This window comes from Pseudomonadota bacterium, assembly GCA_008501635.1.
Classification (GTDB): domain Bacteria; phylum Pseudomonadota; class Gammaproteobacteria; order QQUJ01; family QQUJ01; genus QQUJ01.
This window is the reverse complement of record QQUJ01000017.1, coordinates 87,644-105,235: the sequence shown is the minus strand read 5'-3', so window position 1 is coordinate 105,235 and position 17,592 is coordinate 87,644. Positions and strand designations below refer to the sequence as shown.

At 59.1% G+C, this 17,592-nt stretch carries 21 protein-coding genes and 2 pseudogenes; 9 read left to right on the top strand and 14 right to left on the bottom strand.

All coding sequences use genetic code 11. The features are described from left to right. Positions 1 to 88: 88 nt before the first annotated feature. Positions 89 to 1,051, bottom strand: a complete 963-nt coding sequence (locus DWQ09_08685) for a nitrilase (GenBank protein KAA3628201.1) — start codon at positions 1,049 to 1,051, stop codon at positions 89 to 91. Between the two features lie 227 nt (positions 1,052 to 1,278). Between DWQ09_08685 and DWQ09_08680 the strand changes: the two are divergent. Then, positions 1,279 to 1,547: pseudogene (locus DWQ09_08680) on the top strand (hypothetical protein). A 130-nt stretch (positions 1,548 to 1,677) separates the two neighbouring features. Beyond that, positions 1,678 to 2,481, top strand: a complete 804-nt coding sequence (locus tag DWQ09_08675; protein KAA3628200.1) for a hypothetical protein — start codon at positions 1,678 to 1,680, stop codon at positions 2,479 to 2,481. A gap of 98 nt (positions 2,482 to 2,579) precedes the next feature. Here the strand turns inward: DWQ09_08675 and DWQ09_08670 are convergent, their stop codons facing one another. After that, entirely contained in the window at positions 2,580 to 3,194 is a 615-nt protein-coding gene (locus tag DWQ09_08670; GenBank protein ID KAA3628199.1) for a shikimate kinase, read from the bottom strand. A gap of 227 nt (positions 3,195 to 3,421) precedes the next feature. Between DWQ09_08670 and DWQ09_08665 the strand changes: the two genes are divergently transcribed. Both DWQ09_08665 and DWQ09_08660 read left to right on the top strand, forming a co-directional pair. After that, the gene (locus DWQ09_08665; protein ID KAA3628198.1) at positions 3,422 to 4,846 is read left to right on the top strand and encodes a glycerol-3-phosphate acyltransferase; all 1,425 of its coding nucleotides are present in this window, start codon (positions 3,422 to 3,424) and stop codon (positions 4,844 to 4,846) included. Between the two features lie 73 nt (positions 4,847 to 4,919). Next, positions 4,920 to 5,606 (top strand): pilus assembly protein, encoded by a 687-nt coding sequence (locus DWQ09_08660; protein KAA3628197.1) that lies wholly within the window; start codon positions 4,920 to 4,922, stop codon positions 5,604 to 5,606. A gap of 96 nt (positions 5,607 to 5,702) precedes the next feature. Here DWQ09_08660 and DWQ09_08655 read toward each other — a convergent pair whose 3' ends face one another. From DWQ09_08655 to pspA, 5 genes are all read right to left on the bottom strand, one after another. After that, a complete protein-coding gene (locus DWQ09_08655; protein ID KAA3628196.1) occupies positions 5,703 to 6,188 on the bottom strand; it encodes a putative 4-hydroxy-4-methyl-2-oxoglutarate aldolase in 486 nt (161 codons plus the stop codon). A 53-nt stretch (positions 6,189 to 6,241) separates the two neighbouring features. After that, on the bottom strand, positions 6,242 to 6,904 hold the full coding sequence (locus DWQ09_08650; protein ID KAA3628195.1) for a DUF480 domain-containing protein: 663 nt from the start codon (positions 6,902 to 6,904) through the stop codon (positions 6,242 to 6,244). 177 nt (positions 6,905 to 7,081) lie between these two features. Beyond that, the gene (locus DWQ09_08645; GenBank protein KAA3628194.1) at positions 7,082 to 7,498 is read right to left on the bottom strand and encodes a hypothetical protein; all 417 of its coding nucleotides are present in this window, start codon (positions 7,496 to 7,498) and stop codon (positions 7,082 to 7,084) included. Between the two features lie 59 nt (positions 7,499 to 7,557). Further along, on the bottom strand, positions 7,558 to 7,797 hold the full coding sequence (gene pspB, locus DWQ09_08640; GenBank protein KAA3628432.1) for an envelope stress response membrane protein PspB: 240 nt from the start codon (positions 7,795 to 7,797) through the stop codon (positions 7,558 to 7,560). A gap of 73 nt (positions 7,798 to 7,870) precedes the next feature. Beyond that, on the bottom strand, positions 7,871 to 8,542 hold the full coding sequence (pspA, locus tag DWQ09_08635) for a phage shock protein PspA (protein KAA3628193.1): 672 nt from the start codon (positions 8,540 to 8,542) through the stop codon (positions 7,871 to 7,873). Between the two features lie 169 nt (positions 8,543 to 8,711). Here pspA and pspF point away from each other — a divergent pair, with 169 nt between their 5' ends. Beyond that, positions 8,712 to 9,707, top strand: a complete 996-nt coding sequence (gene pspF, locus DWQ09_08630) for a phage shock protein operon transcriptional activator (protein ID KAA3628192.1) — start codon at positions 8,712 to 8,714, stop codon at positions 9,705 to 9,707. Positions 9,708 to 9,809: 102 nt separating this feature from the next. Here the strand turns inward: pspF and DWQ09_08625 are convergent, their stop codons facing one another. The 4 genes from DWQ09_08625 to DWQ09_08610 all read right to left on the bottom strand — a co-directional run bounded on the left by DWQ09_08625 (position 9,810) and on the right by DWQ09_08610 (position 11,226). Then, on the bottom strand, positions 9,810 to 10,055 hold the full coding sequence (locus DWQ09_08625; GenBank protein ID KAA3628191.1) for a DUF2789 domain-containing protein: 246 nt from the start codon (positions 10,053 to 10,055) through the stop codon (positions 9,810 to 9,812). An 81-nt stretch (positions 10,056 to 10,136) separates the two neighbouring features. Further along, entirely contained in the window at positions 10,137 to 10,511 is a 375-nt protein-coding gene (locus DWQ09_08620; protein ID KAA3628190.1) for a cupin domain-containing protein, read from the bottom strand. Then, a complete protein-coding gene (locus tag DWQ09_08615; GenBank protein KAA3628189.1) occupies positions 10,508 to 10,846 on the bottom strand; it encodes a GIY-YIG nuclease family protein in 339 nt (112 codons plus the stop codon). The genes DWQ09_08620 and DWQ09_08615 overlap by 4 nt, the downstream gene beginning before the upstream one ends. Further along, a complete protein-coding gene (locus DWQ09_08610) occupies positions 10,843 to 11,226 on the bottom strand; it encodes an HNH nuclease family protein (GenBank protein KAA3628188.1) in 384 nt (127 codons plus the stop codon). The genes DWQ09_08615 and DWQ09_08610 overlap by 4 nt, the downstream gene beginning before the upstream one ends. Before the next feature lie 271 nt (positions 11,227 to 11,497). Here DWQ09_08610 and DWQ09_08605 point away from each other — a divergent pair, with 271 nt between their 5' ends. The 3 genes and pseudogenes from DWQ09_08605 (at position 11,498) to DWQ09_08595 (ending at position 14,033) form a co-directional block, all read left to right on the top strand. Then, on the top strand, positions 11,498 to 12,766 hold the full coding sequence (locus DWQ09_08605) for an FAD/NAD(P)-binding oxidoreductase (GenBank protein KAA3628187.1): 1,269 nt from the start codon (positions 11,498 to 11,500) through the stop codon (positions 12,764 to 12,766). A gap of 2 nt (positions 12,767 to 12,768) precedes the next feature. Continuing rightward, positions 12,769 to 13,344, top strand: coding sequence for a hypothetical protein (locus DWQ09_08600; protein KAA3628186.1), 576 nt, complete (start codon positions 12,769 to 12,771; stop codon positions 13,342 to 13,344). Beyond that, positions 13,341 to 14,033: pseudogene (locus DWQ09_08595) on the top strand (class III cytochrome C family protein). The gene DWQ09_08600 and the pseudogene DWQ09_08595 overlap by 4 nt, the downstream one beginning before the upstream one ends. Positions 14,034 to 14,422: 389 nt before the next feature. Here the strand turns inward: DWQ09_08595 and DWQ09_08590 are convergent. Further along, a complete protein-coding gene (locus DWQ09_08590; protein ID KAA3628185.1) occupies positions 14,423 to 15,109 on the bottom strand; it encodes a hypothetical protein in 687 nt (228 codons plus the stop codon). 117 nt (positions 15,110 to 15,226) lie between these two features. Between DWQ09_08590 and DWQ09_08585 the strand changes: the two genes are divergently transcribed. After that, positions 15,227 to 16,162 (top strand): DMT family transporter, encoded by a 936-nt coding sequence (locus tag DWQ09_08585; protein ID KAA3628184.1) that lies wholly within the window; start codon positions 15,227 to 15,229, stop codon positions 16,160 to 16,162. Positions 16,163 to 16,241: 79 nt separating this feature from the next. Here the strand turns inward: DWQ09_08585 and DWQ09_08580 are convergent, their stop codons facing one another. Both DWQ09_08580 and tusE read right to left on the bottom strand, forming a co-directional pair. Next, entirely contained in the window at positions 16,242 to 17,066 is an 825-nt protein-coding gene (locus tag DWQ09_08580; GenBank protein KAA3628183.1) for a hypothetical protein, read from the bottom strand. A gap of 218 nt (positions 17,067 to 17,284) precedes the next feature. Beyond that, positions 17,285 to 17,578, bottom strand: coding sequence for a TusE/DsrC/DsvC family sulfur relay protein (tusE, locus tag DWQ09_08575; GenBank protein KAA3628182.1), 294 nt, complete (start codon positions 17,576 to 17,578; stop codon positions 17,285 to 17,287). Positions 17,579 to 17,592: the final 14 nt, after the last annotated feature.

The window sequence follows — 17,592 nt, the reverse complement described above, 5'->3', positions numbered from 1 at the left end:
CCTGGACGGCTCGTAACAGAAACCCTTACCCGATCAGTTTCACACCACCTGCGCCTACTACAAGCTATTGCGCGGAGGGGTGCTGTTCCTATTTTTCTGCATAGGGATCATCTGTTGGCGTACTTGACATCACCACACTGTGCTGCGGGCGCTCATTCACGTACAACTGAAACACATCGGGCCGGGCATAGTGGCCCACCACATCAAAATCATATTTTCCCCCGGCGATCTCACCCATCTCCAGATCTGCGACCAGGATGCCCTCGCCCTCGAAGTTCGGCCCCGCCAGCACTTGTCCCATAGGAGAGATAATGGCGCTGCCGCCGCGCATAATGACGGTGTCCGGGGCGTCACCCTGGGTGGTGGCGTAATCGTCCGGGCAGTCCTTGCGCTGCAGGTACTGACAGGCGGAGAGCACAAAACAGCGCCCTTCCATGGCCACCATCTGCATGGCGGGTAGCCATGTATCGCGACTGTCCGCCGTGGGTGCGCAGTAGAGCTGGATGCCCTTGCTGTACATGGCGGTGCGCAGCAGCGGCATGAAGTTCTCCCAGCAGATAACGGCGCCGAGCTTGCCCAGTTCGGTATCGAACACCGGCAGTGTGGAGCCGTCGCCGAAACCCCAGATGAGACGCTCCATCGCCGTGGGCATCAGCTTGCGGTGTTTGCCGAGATAGCGGCCATCGGGGGCGAAGAACAGGATGGTGCAGTAGAGCGTGCCGATATCACGTTCGATCACCCCGGCCACCAGGTGGACGCCGGCCTCTTTCGCCGTGGCACCGATGCGCTCCACATGGGGCCCAGGCACGTCGATGGCACTTTCGAAGTATCGACGAAAATCGAGACGACCTTCCGGCTGACGACTGCCGACTCGCGCGCCGAAATCCAGCCCCTTGGGGTAGGCTGAGATGAACGCTTCGGGAAAGACCACCAGTTGCGCACCTTTCGCGGCGGCCTCCCGGGTAAGCTCCCGCAGCTTGTCGATGCTTTTGTCGGGATCGAAAACCACCGAGCTGGCCTGCACGACAGCGGCACGAACGGTTTTTTCCATGCTCTTTTCTCCTGTCGGTATTGTGGCCCGCCGATGGCGTGGACGGCAGACTCAACGTTGCGTCGTTGATTACCGCAAAAACGAAACAGATCCATCTGCAAGCTCCCGGTTTCTTTGTCCCGTCTTCGCCGACAATGGGAATGCGCTTGTTGCTTTTGTAGAACCTAGCTCCCTGCAGCCTCACCTTGTTTCCGGTAAAACCTTATTCCCATACCCTGGAAGAATCAATGCTTGTGAGCGCCTCGTCCAGCGCTTTGGCCAACGAGTGGCGCGGCAACTACTGGGACCGGTACGAAGGGTTTGGTGCGGACGGTGATGGTTACGGCGACACGCCCTATGCGGTACAGATCTACTCTGATCGACTATGGATGGATCGCCCGACGACGCGCTTCTATCTGGCTCACCGGTGCTGGAGATGATGGACTTTGTGGAACGGCTGGCGCCTTTTTCTGATCCGGCGCTGATCCTCACCGATACCAGGCCGCGGATTCGCTGACATGAGAATTTCAAAATTCATCTGTCTCTCGCTAAGACGCGGAGAGAGGAGGTTTTGCAGAGCTTGAATCATGCGCAGCCAACATTGACTACAATCGTCTGGTCTTTCTCTGCGGTCTGTTCAATCTCCAATGCTCGATACACTCGTTCTGATCAAGGTCGCTGCGACGGTTTTCATCGTAGTGGGGTTGTCGTTGGTGGCCGAACACCTCAAACCGCGCGTGGCGGGCGTACTGTCGGGCTTCCCGTTGGGGGTGGGTATCTCCCTGTTTTTTTACGGTTACGAGATCTCGCCCGAGTTCGCCGCCGACAGTGCGGTCTACACGCTGGTGGGTCTGGTTGCGATTCAGGGTTTCAATCTTTTTTACTACCTCACCTCTTCCAAAGTCCGCCGGTTCGCGGTTCCGCTCTCCGCTGCAGGCGGATTGGCCGGGTTTTTTCTCGTCTCCTGGCTGCTGCACTTCATCAGCGTGGGATTGCTCGGAGGATTGCTGATCGCGCTGGTCTCGATGGCGTTTTTCATCTACCTGTTCAATCACATCGATAACCACGAGATCAAAGCGCGGGTGCAGCTGAGTCACCAGGTGCTGCTGGCCCGTGCGCTGGTGGCCGCCGCGGTCATCGTGGTGGTGACCGGTGCCGCGGAGTGGTTAGGAACTTTGTGGGCCGGGCTGTTCGCGGCTTTCCCCTTCACATTGCTGCCCTTGCTGGCGATCGTCCACTACACCTACGAACGGAAACACGCACACACGATCCTGAAAAACTTTTCCCAGGGATTGGGAGCGATCATCTGTTACATACCGACAGTATGGTTCTGCTATCCGCGTTTCGGGGTCGGGTGGGGCACGGTGATCGCCCTGTCGGTGGCGGCCGGCTATCTGGTGATCTATGGATTCTATGTGACGCGGCGGGACGCAGCGCGCGGTCGCACTTGAAGGTTGATGTCCGGGGCGATCGGCTTAGGGAACCCCTGGTCAAGTCATGCCCAGTGATTCTTGAACACACTATCTATTCTTCAGACCTGGCGGTAGATTCAGCTTCCGACAGTTGAGTTCGTCTGGAACCAGTTCATCACCTTTTCCGCCAGCTCGCGTTTGGTCAGTCGCTCGCAGGCGATGACCACATCCGCGGCTTCACGATACCAGGGGTCTCTGCGTTCCATGATCTCTTTGAACGAGGCGGTTTCCGACAAGGCGGGCCGGTTGCTGTCACCCTTGATCTTCTTCAGCAGATAGTGAATATCGCGCTGCAGATAGACCACCAGGCCATGGGCTTTAAGCGCCCGCACCTTGCGCTTGCTGAACACCTCGTTGCCCTCTTGGTCGAGGTCGACCACCACGCCACCGCCGCAATCGACAAGCACACCTCGCCGAAAGGCCCCCACCTTGCGCACCACCTCATACTCAAGGTCGCGGAAATGTTTCCATCCATGCAGGTCGACCAGTTCGGGAATGGTCAGTCCGCCGGACTCGTAACGGATCAGTGCATCCAGTTCCAGGAGGGTGAAGTTTTTATTGTGGTTGCGGATACGCCGCGCAATGGAGCTCTTGCCGCAGCCGCGTCCGCCGATGAGCACAAGATTCTTTTCAGGTTCCAACCGCACAGCCGGTCTCTCTTTCGCAAACAATACCCCAGTGGTGAAACCTATCTTAAAACAGTGCGGCGCGCATCATCACAAGCCAGAGTCCCGGCCTGCACTGACAACAACTCACACCTCGGCGGAGAAGGCGGGACCTGTGACAGGGGAACACCCATCTCGTACAGGCAACCGTGGAGGCCGTAGGCAGGAGGCTGTAAACACCTAGAAAACCAGCTAATCTTGTCCCAAAAGGCGCGGCAGGCCACGCCCGGGAGCAGAGGCGGCATAACAACAATATGGACCTCACTCAGGCTTACCCCATTCCCCTCTGGCTGCTGTTGCTCATGGTGGCGGCAACGCTATGGGCGCTGCTGACGCGCCTGCTGATACCCAGCGTACGCTGGTTTCTGCGCCGGCGCGTCAATCGCGTCCTGGACGAAATCAGCAAGGTTCTGGACATCGGCATCCGCCCCTTTCAGCTCACCAAGCGCCAGGTGCTGATCGACCGGCTGGTCTACGACACCAAGGTCATCGAGGCAGTCAACCAACACGCCGCCGAGCACAACATGCCGCGCGACGTGGTACAGGCCAAGGTACTGGAGTACGCCCGCGAGATCGTGCCTGCTTTCAATGCCTATATCTATTTTCGCGTCGGCTATTGGGCGGCCAAGGGGTTTGCCCGCCTGCTCTACCGGGTTCGCGTCGGCTTTATCGAGGACGATTGTCTGAAGGCCATCGACCCCGAGGCAACGGTCGTGTTCGTGATGAACCATCGCAGCAACATGGACTATGTACTGGTGTCGTTTCTGGTGGCAGAACGGACTGCGCTCTCCTACGCGGTGGGCGAATGGGCACGCGTCTGGTTGCTGCAATCGCTGGTGCGATCGATGGGCGCGTTCTTCGTCCGCCGCAACTCAGGCAGTGCGCTCTATCGCCGTGTTCTGGAACGCTACATCGCCATGGCTACCCAGGAGGGCGTTTGTCAGGCGGTTTTTCCGGAGGGCGGTCTGAGCCGTGACGGCGCACTGCGCGAACCCCGTCTGGGCATCCTCGACTATATGATGCGCAACTATGATCCGGAGCATGACCGGGAGATCGTTTTTGTGCCCGTCGGACTCAACTACGACCGAACGTTCGAAGACCGGACCTTGCTGCGCGCAATGGAGGAGAATGCCGAGAGACGCAGCAAAATTTTCGTTGTTAAAACCACACTGCGTTTTATCGGCCACAATCTCAGCCTCATGCTGCGCAGCCGCTGGAACCGTCTTGGTTTCGCTCAGGTCAATTTTGGCTATCCGGTATCGGCGCGCGCGTTCTGCGCAGAGAACGCCATCAACTTCCGGCATCTGAGCACCGATGAGCGCTTCACTTACGTACAGCGGCTGGCGGAAAATCTGATGAGTGCCATTGCCGAGGTGATTCCCGTACTGCCCACCGCGGTGATTGCGCAGGTTCTCATTCAGCACTCCGATACACCCATGCCGGGTACCGGGATTGTGCATCAGGCAATGGAGAACATTGCCGCACTGGAGCAGCAGGGCGTTCTGGTCACACTGCCGCGCCTGACCCGGGCCCACAATCTCAAAACGGCGCTCGATATGCTGGCATTGCGTCATATCATCGAGCAGGAGGATGACACCTATACCGTCCCGAAGGAGTCGCTGCTCATTCTGCACTACTACGCCAATACCCTCGCACATCGCAAGACGGCATCGCCCTGATACCTTATCCCCTTGCTTGACACCGATGGTCTACTCTCAACCTAACCGGGAGTTACCATCGGAGGTACGGGCCGTGGAAATTCTGCATCGAGACGATCTGCCACTCGGAGGTTTCGCGGGCGTGCGCGAGTACCGCCTGGTCACAGAGTCGCGGCTGTTTGGCGAACATGGCGCGCCTGGCGCCTGGAACGGATTGGGCCGATTCGTCTATCTTGCCGACGCGCGCTTCGTTCCCCGGGGTGAGACCAGAATGCACAGTCACCGTGAGGTGGACGTGATTTCGGTGATTCTCTCGGGTCGTATCGCGCACCAGGGCTCGCTGGAGCATGGGCAGGAGCTGGGCGTCGGCGACGTGCAGGTGCAACGCGCCGGCGGAGAAGGCTTCGAGCACAATGAGATCAATCCCGATGACACCGAGAACCGTATGCTCCAGTTATGGGTACTGCCCGAACTGCGCGGCGAACCAGCCGGTTATCGCCACTACCCCGTACCGCAGGGCAAAATGGTGCGCGTCTACGGCGGCAAAGCGGATCAGGTGGAAACATTGCCGGCCGGTACCCTGATCGATGTGGGATGGCTGGATTCCGAGCAAACTGCTACGAGCCGCGGCCCGACGCTCGCGTACCTGGCGAGCGGTAGCGGCAGTGCCAACGGACGCGAGGTGATCGAAGGCAACCTGATGCGGAGTGACGGTCTGCATTTCGAGGCGGATGAACCCAGCGCGATCGTGCTGGTGCATTTGTCCGACAATGCACGATAAAAACACGGGTCTCGCGCGAGGACGCAAAGAGCACGAAAGTACCCGTTTCAGCAGCAAGAGATCCCGCCGCTGGGCGGTTCACAGCGTGATTACGCGTCAACCCGCTTTCAGAGGCTCGTCACTGACCACCATGCCGGACTCATCGGCGTAGAGCCATTGCCCGGGTTTGAACTCCACACTCGCAAAACGCACCAATGCGTTGGCATCGCCCAGACCGCGCTTCTCCGTCTTGACCGGGATGCTGTTGAGGGCACGAATTCCGAGGTCCAGTGTATTCAACGCCTCGACATCGCGCACGCAGCCATTGATTACTATGCCTTCCCAACCGTTCTTCACCAGTTCAGCGGCGATCATGTCGCCAAGCAAAGCGCGACGCAACGACCCGCCGCCGTCGACCACCAACACCTTACCCGTGCCATCCTGCGCGGCAAACTCCCTGACCAGGGAGTTGTCGTCGAAGCATTTTACGGTTGCGATCTGCCCGGCAAACTGGTGTTTGCCGCCGTAGATGCGAAACAACGGCTCCAGCACTCTGACCTGATCGGGGTAGGCATCACAAAGATCGGGGGTTGATACGGTCATGGTGTTCCTCTTGGCTGTCGGGTCAACACGGTAGGGGGCGCCGGCGGGCGGGATCAACGATCCAGGGCATCGAACCTTTGCTGCAGCGTTTCCAATGCGGCATGCAGCGCGGCGACCTCCGCTTCCAGGGTTGCGATCCGCTCACTCTCTCCGGGATTCGGTTCCCCCGGCACTGATGCCAATGACGGCAATACGGCGTCGTCTACCTCACCCCCAAAGAGATGTGCGTAGCGCGATTCACGTTTGCCGGGTTCGCGCTGCAGCTTGATCACCAGCGGACCGCCCTCGCGCGTGCGCAACGCTTCCAGGGCCTGCTCAACCTCGTGCACATCTTTGAAGGCGCTCATGCGCCCGGCACGTGCCCGCAGTTCTCCCGGCGTCTGAGGGCCGCGCAGGAACAGTTCGCAGAGAATGGCGATCTCGTGCCTGGTGAACTTAAGGTCACTGAACTCGGTGTTGCAGAAGCGGTGCTGGTATTTCGACACCCGGCTGCCAAATCCGGATTTCTCCAGGACCAGGTGTTTTTTGCGCAACCCGTCCAGCACCTCTTGAACCGTGGCTTCGTCCAGGCTCAAAACCGGATCGCGGTTGCTCTTCTGATTGCAGGCATTGACCAAAGCATTGAGGGACAACGGGTACTGATCGGGGGTGGTGATCTCTTTCTCGATCAGGCAGCCGATGATACGCAGTTCGAGGGTATTGAGTTCGAGGGCCACAAGGGTCGCTTTCCTATCCGCTACGGGGTCTTCTACAGTTTACCGGGGAATGCGGCATCATCAATCCGCCGACGCTGTTCCGTGGCGAATTACCGCAGTCGACATCCTGTCGGCCAGACAAGAACCCGACTCGCAATCCCCCGCGTGTCGCGTTGTATCCCATCGGAGGAAGCCGCGCTACCGCCGATCTTTGTCCCTCTTGCTCATCCGGTCGAACTCCTTGTGGAGGTGGAACTCCCCGGAGGAGACATGGGCCTCCATATCGCCGGCGCGTCGCTCCAGATCATCGAACTGACGACGAAGATCGGTGAAACTGAAATCCTCCCCGTCGTCCTCGGGCTGAGCACCACCCGCATAAGCGTGTCGGGTCGAGGGTTTATCGCCAAACCGGGACCAGACGCGCCGCGACTTCTCCGCCAATCGCTCCATCTTGCTTTCCAGCTTGCCCGGGTGATCGACCCAGTACAACGCGATCAGAAAGATGACGATGGTCAGCGGCACGTTGATGATGAGACCGACGATGAATCCGGCCAGCACAAGCTTGCGCGGTACCCCGAACTTTGCCGCCAACCCCCGGGTAACACGGCGCACCACACCCGGATGTTCGTGTCGGTCGCGGGAGTGGTCTCTTTTTGAATTTCTACAACTGTGGCTCATCGGTTTCTCCATCCGGGCGATTCTTCATCAAGGATCTTCTCCAGCGAAGCGATGCGTTGTCCCAGTTTCTCGGCTGTATCACGCATCCGCACCAACTCTTTCCTGTCGATGGCGATACGCCCGTCGCTCAGATCACCCTGCTTCATCTGCTTCCACTTGGTGAGGTAGTGAAAGGAGATCCACAGCGGCAGCACGAGGGCGAGAAAGATGATGGCGGGTACGGAGAGGTACCACATAAAGTGCGTGTCGATCATGAGTCCTCTTCATCCTGAGTGAACGGCCGTTTTCTCACAGTGCGCGACCGGGCGACTATTCGCTGCGGCTACGATTGAGGCGTGCCTTCATCCGCTCAAGCTCGCGTTCGACGCCGGCCTCGACCTTGAGTTCGGCGAACTCGTCTTCCAGTGATTTCGTCTTACCCAGATCATAGGACTCGGCATCCGCCTCCAATTCATGGATACGCCGTTCCAGCACATCGTAACGCGCCAAAGCATCGTCCACTCGACCATCGTTGAGGGTTCGACGCATCTTAACGCGCTTCTCGGCGCTGTTCATGCGGATCTCGAACGACTTCTTCTTCGCTTTGGCTTCGTTGAGCTTGGTCTGCAGACTGGAAAGATCTTCGTTGTAACGGGTCAGGCTCTCTTCGATCAGCACGAGTTCCTCACGAAGTGCAGCGACCTGCTCGCCCAGTTTCGCCTTGGCACCCAGCGCGCCCTTGGCGAGATCTTCGCGATTCTTGGAGAGCGCGAACTCCGCTTTCTCCTCCCACTCCTGTTGGCCGGCTTCCAGTTTCTCGAGCTTGCGCGACAGCTCTTTCTTGTCGGCGATCGCCTTGACGGCCGCCGAGCGCACCTCCACCAGAGTGTCCTCCATCTCCTGGATCATCAGACGCACCATCTTCTGCGGATCTTCGGCACGGTCGAGCAAAGCGTTGATGTTGGAGTTCATGATGTCCGATAAGCGGGAAAAGATACCCATTGCGTAATCTCCATGGTCAGAACTGATTGTCTACCCAGGGTAGAGCAGGTAGCGTGCCAACTACTTAGCCACCAAAAATCAATGACTTGGAAGATAGCAGTGCTTTGTCAATGGCGTAAATAACCATGAAATGGCGTTATGCGCTAGCGAAATACGCTATCATAACGGCGTGGAATCCCTCCCTAATCTCATCGGCGAAGACCCGGCCTTTCTCGACGTGGTCGAGCGCGTATCGCAGCTCGCCCCCATCGACAAGTCGTGCCTGGTGGTGGGGGAGCGCGGCACCGGCAAAGAGCTGATCACCAGCCGCCTGCACTACCTGTCGCGCCGCTGGGACGGGCCGCTGCTCAAGATCAACTGTGCCACCCTGACCGAATCGCTGCTGGAATCGGAGCTCTTCGGTCACGAGGCGGGCGCCTTCACCGGAGCACAGCGGCGCCATATCGGGCGATTCGAGCGTGCCCATGGCGGCACCCTCGTGCTGGATGAAATCGCCAACGCCTCGCTGGCGGTTCAGGAGAAGGTGCTGCGGGTTATCGAGTACGGTGAGCTGGAACGGGTGGGCGGCGGCGAGACATTGCGGGTGGATGTGCGGGTCATCGGCGCGGCCAACGTCGATCTGCCACGCATGGCCGCGGAGGGCGGTTTCCGCGCCGACCTGCTGGATCGTCTCGCCTTCGATGTGATTACGCTCCCGCCACTGCGCGCCCGCCCCGCCGATATCCTGCCGTTGGCCAATCATTTCGCACTGGAGATCACCCGCACCCTGGATCGCGAACTCTTTCCGGGATTCGAGCCTGCCGCACTGCACGCCCTGTGCGGCTACTCATGGCCTGGAAACGTCCGCGAACTGCGCAACGTCATCGAACGGGCGGTCTGTCTGCATCGCAACGATAGCGAACTCATCAGCGAAATCGTTTTCGATCCCTTCGCCAGCCCCTGGCGTCCCGGTGCGAGCGCGGCCGCACCGGTGCAATCCACAACCCCTGCCGAAAACCAGGATTTCGCGGCTGCTGTCGCGCACTACGAGCAGGGTTTGGTGGAGAGCGCCCTGCACAGGTCCCGTTACAACCAGACGTTGGCCGCCGAGGCATTGGGACTCAGCTATCACCAACTCCGGCGTCTGATCAAAAAGCACGCGATCGAGGTGCGGGCACCGGCGTGACTCTGGCGCCCGTTTTGTTAGCGCAGATCGCCAGAGGCTGACAGGTGGTGAGAATCGCAGACTTTCGCGAAAGCACAAAGCGGCCCTGATTCTGATCCAGCATTAGTGCGGCAACGTTCGCAGCAGTACGTCGAGTCCGTCCACCACTTCGCACCAATCGGAGTCCTCTGCGACCGCCTCGTGCAGGAACTCGGCCTGAGCGCTGGTCCAGAATCCGGCCTGTTCGATGCGCAACTGCGGTGTCAGAGTCTGCTGATGATGGCGAATGAAGCTTTCGATCTCGGCCTCACTGCTGGGCAGTCCAAGCTGGGCGAACAGCGTGGCAAGGTTGTGCGGCGAGGTATCCATGGTCCGGTTCCTCCGTACGATCTCCCCCACGGTATCGAAAAGTATAGACCGTGAGGAGAGGGCGCCACGCCCGGCATTCCACTACCAGGCAGCGGTCACCGACTCGTAGTTCTCGGGCAGGAACCGCGGCGTGCATAGCGCCAGGAACACCAGATCGATGTCCCCGGTGTTGGTGATGCGCTGGCGCATCATGGGCGGGATCAGCACCACGTCACCCGGGCTCACATTCCGCGGGCTGTCCTCGCCCACCTCCACACTGCCGGTACCTTCGAGTATCAGGTAGCGTTCGGCGGTGTCACGCAAGCGATGCCATCGTGTGGCGACACCCGGGATCACCCGTGCGCGCGCAATGGAAAGCTGGGGATCCTCCGCGCTGTTGGCGAGTTCCAGAATAAAGCAGCCCTCTTCGATGAAGTACTCGTCCTCCTCGCGCCATTGACCGATGGATACGCTCATGGGCTCTCCTCTGTGCTTCCCGCCGGGGACGACCCGGTCTGATAATCGCGGCCGAGCGGGTCGCGATCCTCGGCGATCAGCCTCTCCTTGGCCACTCTGGGCAGTGCCTTGATGGCTGCCTCGCGGCGACTGGCACTGCTGCGATCATGGCCGCTCTCCAGATAGGCGAGCTCCAGCGGCTCCCGGCCACGACAATATTTTGCGCCCCTCGAGTCACCGTGCTCGGCGATGCGGCGGTCAATGTCGGTTGTGATGCCGGTGTAGAGAGAACCGTCCGAGCAGCGCAGCATATAGACCAGCCAACCGCCCAGATCCGCGGGGTTCGCCGCGTTCATGAATCTCCCTTGAGCAGGTCCTTCAGTCCGGCGAACGGTTGCTGCGTGGCACCCACGGCGGATTTACCACCCGCCTTCCCAGTCGTGGCCTCGGCCTGCTCCAGGTACCGGGCATGCTCGTTGTCGTGGCAGTAGACGCACAGCAGCTCCCAGTTACTGCCGTCGGGCGGATTGTTGTCGTGATTGTGATCCCGATGGTGAACGGTCAGCTGCTGTACGTTCTCGCGCGTGAATTCACGTGCACAACGTCCACAGATCCACGGGTAGAGCTTGAGCGCCTGTTCGCGATAACCGCTCTCGCGCGACAAGCGATTGCGTTGCGCTTCGGCGATGATGCGGTCGGAGTTTGCCGGGTTCGGCGCTGATTTCCTGCGTGTCATGTCTATTGCCTGTAGTTGCACTGCCGATGGGAGACGGCGGAAGGAGCCTCAATAATATAACGAACGTGTCCAGCGTTGATCACGCAACCCCATTGTCAGCGGCGAGCGGGACGCGGGAAACCATTCCAATCCAGCGATCCGGGGAGGTCCCCGCAGCACGCCATCCCGCACGCGTGTGTTTCAGTTTCATTTCAGCACAATGGAATACTCTTTTCATCACGAGAGGATACAATCGCCCGGGCACAAATTCATCGCGGAGCATCAACCATCCATGTCCACCACCACCCTTGCACTCATCATCTTGGCGGCCATCCTGGCACAAGTTGCTGTGGTGGTCGTGCGGATACTCTATCGGGCTCGGCGTGATGCCGTCGCACCACTCCAGCCACCCCGGGCTGATTCGAGGGCGGGCGGCGCGGAGGTTGATACGACACCCGCGCCCAAGGGTCTTGGTTGGGAGGGGTACCGGGAATTCGTGGTTCAGCGCCGGGTCATCGAGGATGGCGCCCAATCGATCTGTTCGTTCTATTTGGTACCCAGTGATTCACAACCGCTCCCGGCCTATCGACCCGGCCAATACCTGACATTCAAACTACCTGTTCCCGATCCGGAGTCCGGTGAAATCAAAACCGTGGTGCGCTGTTACTCGCTGTCGGATCGCCCGCGTCCAGACTATTACCGAGTCTCCATCAAACGGATTCCGGCGCCGGCCGATCAACCCACCGCCCCTCCCGGTCTATCCTCCAACTACTTTCACGACCACGTACGGGAGGGCAGCCGTCTGCAGATCAGAGCGCCTGCCGGTCATTTCTATCTCACGGATTCGCCTTTACCCATCGTCCTGATCGGCGGGGGGATTGGCATCACTCCGATGCTGAGCATCGTCAACACACTGTTTGAGCAACGCGACCCGCGTGAGGTATGGCTCTTCTACGGCGTACGCGACGGCACCGAACCGGTGATGACAGATCATCTTCGGGCACTGGCTGCGGCGCACCCGAATTTTCACCTCCACCTCTGTTACAGCAACCCACAAGGGGAGGAAGAGGCGGGTATGGACTATCAGCACGCCGGATTCATCAACGTGGCGTTACTGCGTGCGACGCTCAAACTGGCGCGCTACCAATTCTACGTCTGCGGACCCAAGCCGATGATGGAGAGCCTGGTACCGGCCCTCGAGGAGTGGGGCGTGGATACCGGGGACATCCACTACGAATCCTTCGGCCCCGCGACGCTTGTCAGACCTGCAAAACCGGATTTAACGGCGCAAGTACAGGCTGGCCGTGCCGTCGCCGTGACTTTTCGCAGGACCGGAAAGACCTTGAACTGGGACGCGCATGCCGACTCTCTCTTGGAGTTTGCCGAGAGCAACGGCATCGCGGTGGAATCCGGTTGCCGCGCCGGCAGCTGCGGCTGCTGTCAGACCGAACTGGAAACCGGTGATGTGATATACAATCAGCAGCCCGACGCGGACATCGCGGCTGGCCATTGCCTGCTGTGTATTTCCAAACCCGACGGCGACATCACCCTGGCGGCATAGACATGCACCGATCCATCCTACGCAAAGAGGTCCTGCCCTTCCTGGTGATGTTCGGCAGCCTGATCGCCGCCACCATCATTGCCGATGCGCTGCTGCACCTCTTCGACCTGGTCTGGATCGGCCGCTATCTGGGCATCCCCGGCACGATCCTGATCCTGCTGTCATTCTTTTACTCCATGCGCAAACGCAAGCTGATCAGGTTCGGTCGACCCAAGACCCTGCTGACGCTGCACGAGGCGCTGACCTGGTTGGGAGCGCTGATGGTCATGGTTCACGCCGGGATCCATGTCTACGCCATCCTGCCCTGGCTGGCGCTGCTGGCCATGCTGGTCAACGTGGGGAGCGGCATGACCGGCAAGTACCTTCTGGATCGTTCACGGCGCCACCTCGCCGAAAAGAAAACGATGTATGAACAAGCGCTTTCCGGGGAAGCGCTGGAGCGGGAACTGTTCTGGGATTCGGTCACGGTGGACGCGATGAAGAAGTGGCGTGCCGTGCACTTTCCCATCACACTGGCTTTCGGCGTGCTCGCGCTCACCCATATCTTCAGCATCTTCCTGTTCTGGCAGTGGCAATGAAGAACCGTACCGTCATGCTCGTCGTCGCGGCCAATCTGGCCGTACTGGTTTTGCTGGTGATCTTTATGCCGCAACCGATGATCATGCCCGGCAAACTCATCGACGCCCACGCGGATTTAAACAACGACTGTTTCGCCTGTCACACTCCGTTCATCGGCAGCACGCCCGACAATTGCATTGCATGCCACAAGGTCGAGGAGATCGGACTGAAGACCACTCAGGGGCGTTCCATCGCCGAGGAGACGAAAAACGTCGCCTTCCACCAACAGCTGATCGAGGACGACTGCGTCTCCTGTCACAGCGACCACCGCGGAGTGAAGGCCTTTCGTCCCATCAATATGTTCTCGCACCTGCTGCTTGAGGCGCAGCTCCAGAAACAGTGCGACAGTTGCCATGGCAATCCCGGCGATGCCCTGCACCAGAAGATCAAGGGCAACTGCGGAGAGTGCCATTCCCAGGAGGCCTGGACACCGGCGACATTCGATCACGAGCAGTACTTCCGCTTCGATCGGGATCACACCACCGAGTGTGCCACCTGTCATGTGAACGATGACTACAGCAGCTACACCTGTTACGGCTGCCATGAGCACTCCCGCTCCAAGATTCGCGAAGAGCATGTCGAAGAGGGTATCTTCAACTACGAGAACTGCGTGGAGTGTCACCGCAGCGGTGACGAGGATGAAGCCAAGCATCTGTGGCGATCAAAGCAGTCTAAATCGGGTGACTTTAAGCTGCGTGATTTCCGACGTGGGTCAGAGAAAGACAAACATCGAGAGCGCGACGATGACTAGAACCTATCTCAAAATCCCCCGCGAGCTGTGCCGGTCGCTCGTGGTTTCAGCGCAAGGCGCGGCGATGGTGGTTGGGTCACTCCCAATGAGTGAGCCGCAACACCGCGCTGGAGCCGCGAGCGGCCGGCCCTTCGGGTTGGCCCCAGAGGTGCGCTGGCGGTGTTCTCGACTTGCCAATAGCGCTGCTATTGGCTGCGCCTTCGGGCCTACCCAGCGCACCTCTGGGGCTCAACACAGCACGCGCGGGATTTTGAGATAGGTTCTAGAACAAGGAATTCAGTAAGCCGTCAGTTCACACCCACATAACGCCACTTGGTCGCTAAAAGCATCTGCACGAAGGCGATTGGCTCCTGATGCGCCGTCAGGTGCAAGTAGCATTTCACGGCAAATCGCGTCAGCGCCATTGCCATATAGACATCGCTGATGACATCGCCCGACTCCCACGGCCCCACATTGGCCGCAGAAATGATGCGTGAGCGGCGTGCTTCCGGGAGCACCGCAAGTTGTGTGGCGTGGGCAAGATACTCCTGCGCTGTCGTGGTGATCTGAGCGCTGTGGCTGTTGTGTTGCACCACAGCGTGCGTCACCTCGTGAGCGATCACGCTGCGGTAGAGTTCGAGATCAAGCGCCTCCTCGTAAAGGGTGGGCGCCGTCACGCTTTGTAGAATCGCGTCCAAAGACATGACCTGAATTCGATCGAAGCGGCTGTCGTATCGCCCATAGATCGGGTGGCCCGTGGACTCCAGGGGATACTCGACCACCCCGATGCGTATCGTCCGTACAGGGTACAATGCGTAGCGTTCGAGAAAATTCAGCGTCCGCACCGACGCCGTGCAGATTTCCCCGACAAGGCTCTCGTCGGGCGCTTCCACCTCGACCGGGAGCGCATCACATCGGAAGGATCCGGCGTGCGCTTGCGCCGCGATGAGCAGGCAAAGCAAACCCACCAGACCCGTGGCTCTTCCACGCCCCATAAAGCAGCCCTCGTCGAAAGCCCCTGCCTCATCTCACTATAAGCCGACTTTGCGGATCCGGCACATTCTCACGTAAACTCTTTGGCGCTCACCCGAATCTATCCACCTACTTAGCCCATGCCTATCAAGCACTCACACCTGACACCCACCGCGATGATCATTTTGATCGTGCTCTGCGCCAGTTGGGGGCTACAGCAAGTCGCGATCAAAATTGCGATACCGGGTGTTACCCCGATCCTGCAGGCCGGTCTGCGTTCCGTGGGGGCAGCGCTGTTGATCTGGGGCTGGATGCTGGTGCGCAGGATTCCTGTTCTGGAACGCGACGGGACCTTGTGGTGGGGTATCGGCGCGGGTTTGCTTTTTGCGTTGGAGTTTCAACTGATCTATTGGGGGCTTGAGTTCACCAATGCATCGCGTGCGGTTATCTTTCTCTACCTGACGCCCTTTATCGTCGCCTTGGGGGCACAGCTCTTTCTCCCCAGCGAACGATTGCGTTTCAAACAGATCCTGGGCATGGCCTGTGCGTTCGCCGGTATCGTTGTGGCTTTTGGAGAATCGATGAGTTTCCCCGATTCCCGAATGCTGATTGGCGATGCGATGCTGGTCGCTGCAGCAGTCCTCTGGGGTGCGACCACCGTACTCATCAAAGCCAGCCCACTGATCCACAGCCCACCCAGTAAAGTCCTGTTCTACCAACTGGGGGTCTCGGCCCTGTACCTGCCCCTGGCATCGCTGGCCATGGGGGAGGCCGGTGTGATCCAACTGACGCCCCTGATCATTGGCAGCCTTGTCTATCAGGCAGTGTGGGTGGCCTTTATTACCTACCTGCTGTGGTTCTGGCTGATCCGCCACTACCCCGCGGCCAGGCTGGCGTCATTTACCTTTCTTACGCCTCTGTTCGGTGTCGCGGCGGGGGGATGGCTGCTCGATGAACCCATAACCCGCGCCCTGCTGATCGCCCTGACGCTGGTTGCTTTAGGCATCTATTTGGTGAACCGGGCGGAAGCGGTGCCGCTTGAAGAGGTACCGCGGACGCCTGGCAAGGGAGCATGACCCGATCCGCCGGCGACGGTTCGTGATTTGCCAACAGCCCGACGTCGAGCACTAGAGCGCTTTGCGTGATCCCTCGGCATCAACGATGCTTCCCCAATGCCAACCCCAGGCGCAATGCTGCCTCGGTGGTCGCCTGGCGCATCGCTTCGAACATCGTCTTGTGGAAATTGCTGCCCGACGGGGAATTGACGAATTGCGAATAACGTTGCAACTCGTCGATAGTGAGTGATTGATAGGTGTACAGAAACGAGATGAGCACCGTTTTTGCGAAGTACCCTTTCAGCTCGTCGCGTCGTTCATCGATTTTTGCAAAAACCGCAGGCAGCGAGGCGAGATTATCCCGCGATGAGGCGGCCAGAGCGGCCGCCGCAACCGCCTTTTGAATAGCGAGGGAAATGTCGAGCACCCTATCCACCGCATGGGTGTCATCAGCAATGCCCTTGATGAGCTGAATCTGCTGTTTTGACATCGGGTTCTTATCGGGTGAGGCGGCAAATTTTTCGATCGCGGCCTGACCCTCGACAGTACCGGCGTGCTTATCCAGGTGCGCGATCTTGCTCCCCAGCGGGGCGTTCGTCCAATCCCGAGCACGTCGCGCGTCCTGCTCGGACAGATGACCACGGAGGTAGGCAACGGTTACCGCCTTCATCACACCCGGCGAAAACGCCTTGTGAATCTCACGGCCAATCTCATTCACTGCCTGCGGGGTAAAACTGCGCTGACCACGCGCGTTGATCTCTTTCCTGAAGTTGTGAACGATCAGCGCCGATGCTTGCTCATACTGTGCCTCCATTCCCGAGTTGTGCAACAACTCCAAATAGATTCTGGACGCTTCATCGGCTTGAATCAGGCCAGCATTCAGCAGACCCAATGCGCAGCAAACTGCGCGCAAAACGCTCTTCATGTTTTCCCCTTTGCCGGTTCCAAACCCAACAACGCCGGTGACCGCCCCCCCAACACGGTTCATTGCATGCAAAAAAAAGAGAGACGCGCTCGCGCGCAGTCTCTCCTTTGAGGCCGGTTCCCGTCATTCTTTCCCTGCCCTGGGTTACGAGCAATCAACGATTGCTGATAGGGTACCCATGCATTCGGTTCAGAATATGAGCTGGTTCACAACAAACGCTAAACGCACCCTGTCGGCTTTGGCAGTCCGCCATATTTGGTTATGGGCTTCATGGGTCCACACATCCATTTATTGAACATGCCCTTCTGGTCCACACCGAGGTATTTGGCAAATTTGCGTATCGGCGGAACAACGGCATGCTCTTCGTAGTATTTGCGAGCGCCGACGATATGGCTCCATTTTTCCTCGTCGAGCTCAACTTCGTCGACCTCAGCCATAGCGCGCGCAATCTCGGGGGTCCATTCGTCGCGGTCTTGCAGGTAACCGTCACCGTCTCTCTCTGGTAGTGCCATAGATCTCACCTCTG

What these genes read in the sequence shown, in the direction of transcription:
- tusE (KAA3628182.1), bottom strand. Translation starts at nt 17,578, where the DNA reads ATGGCACTACCAGAGAGAGACGGTGACGGTTACCTGCAAGACCGCGAC.
- pspB (KAA3628432.1), bottom strand. Translation starts at nt 7,797, where the DNA reads ATGTGGTACCTCTCCGTACCCGCCATCATCTTTCTCGCCCTCGTGCTG.
- DWQ09_08685 (KAA3628201.1), bottom strand. Translation starts at nt 1,051, where the DNA reads ATGGAAAAAACCGTTCGTGCCGCTGTCGTGCAGGCCAGCTCGGTGGTT.
- DWQ09_08625 (KAA3628191.1), bottom strand. Translation starts at nt 10,055, where the DNA reads ATGGATACCTCGCCGCACAACCTTGCCACGCTGTTCGCCCAGCTTGGA.
- DWQ09_08615 (KAA3628189.1), bottom strand. Translation starts at nt 10,846, where the DNA reads ATGAACGCGGCGAACCCCGCGGATCTGGGCGGTTGGCTGGTCTATATG.
- DWQ09_08580 (KAA3628183.1), bottom strand. Translation starts at nt 17,066, where the DNA reads ATGAAGAGCGTTTTGCGCGCAGTTTGCTGCGCATTGGGTCTGCTGAAT.
- DWQ09_08590 (KAA3628185.1), bottom strand. Translation starts at nt 15,109, where the DNA reads ATGGGGCGTGGAAGAGCCACGGGTCTGGTGGGTTTGCTTTGCCTGCTC.
- DWQ09_08600 (KAA3628186.1), top strand. Translation starts at nt 12,769, where the DNA reads ATGCACCGATCCATCCTACGCAAAGAGGTCCTGCCCTTCCTGGTGATG.
- DWQ09_08585 (KAA3628184.1), top strand. Translation starts at nt 15,227, where the DNA reads ATGCCTATCAAGCACTCACACCTGACACCCACCGCGATGATCATTTTG.
- DWQ09_08675 (KAA3628200.1), top strand. Translation starts at nt 1,678, where the DNA reads ATGCTCGATACACTCGTTCTGATCAAGGTCGCTGCGACGGTTTTCATC.
- DWQ09_08620 (KAA3628190.1), bottom strand. Translation starts at nt 10,511, where the DNA reads ATGAGCGTATCCATCGGTCAATGGCGCGAGGAGGACGAGTACTTCATC.
- DWQ09_08655 (KAA3628196.1), bottom strand. Translation starts at nt 6,188, where the DNA reads ATGACCGTATCAACCCCCGATCTTTGTGATGCCTACCCCGATCAGGTC.
- DWQ09_08605 (KAA3628187.1), top strand. Translation starts at nt 11,498, where the DNA reads ATGTCCACCACCACCCTTGCACTCATCATCTTGGCGGCCATCCTGGCA.
- DWQ09_08610 (KAA3628188.1), bottom strand. Translation starts at nt 11,226, where the DNA reads ATGACACGCAGGAAATCAGCGCCGAACCCGGCAAACTCCGACCGCATC.
- DWQ09_08665 (KAA3628198.1), top strand. Translation starts at nt 3,422, where the DNA reads ATGGACCTCACTCAGGCTTACCCCATTCCCCTCTGGCTGCTGTTGCTC.
- pspA (KAA3628193.1), bottom strand. Translation starts at nt 8,542, where the DNA reads ATGGGTATCTTTTCCCGCTTATCGGACATCATGAACTCCAACATCAAC.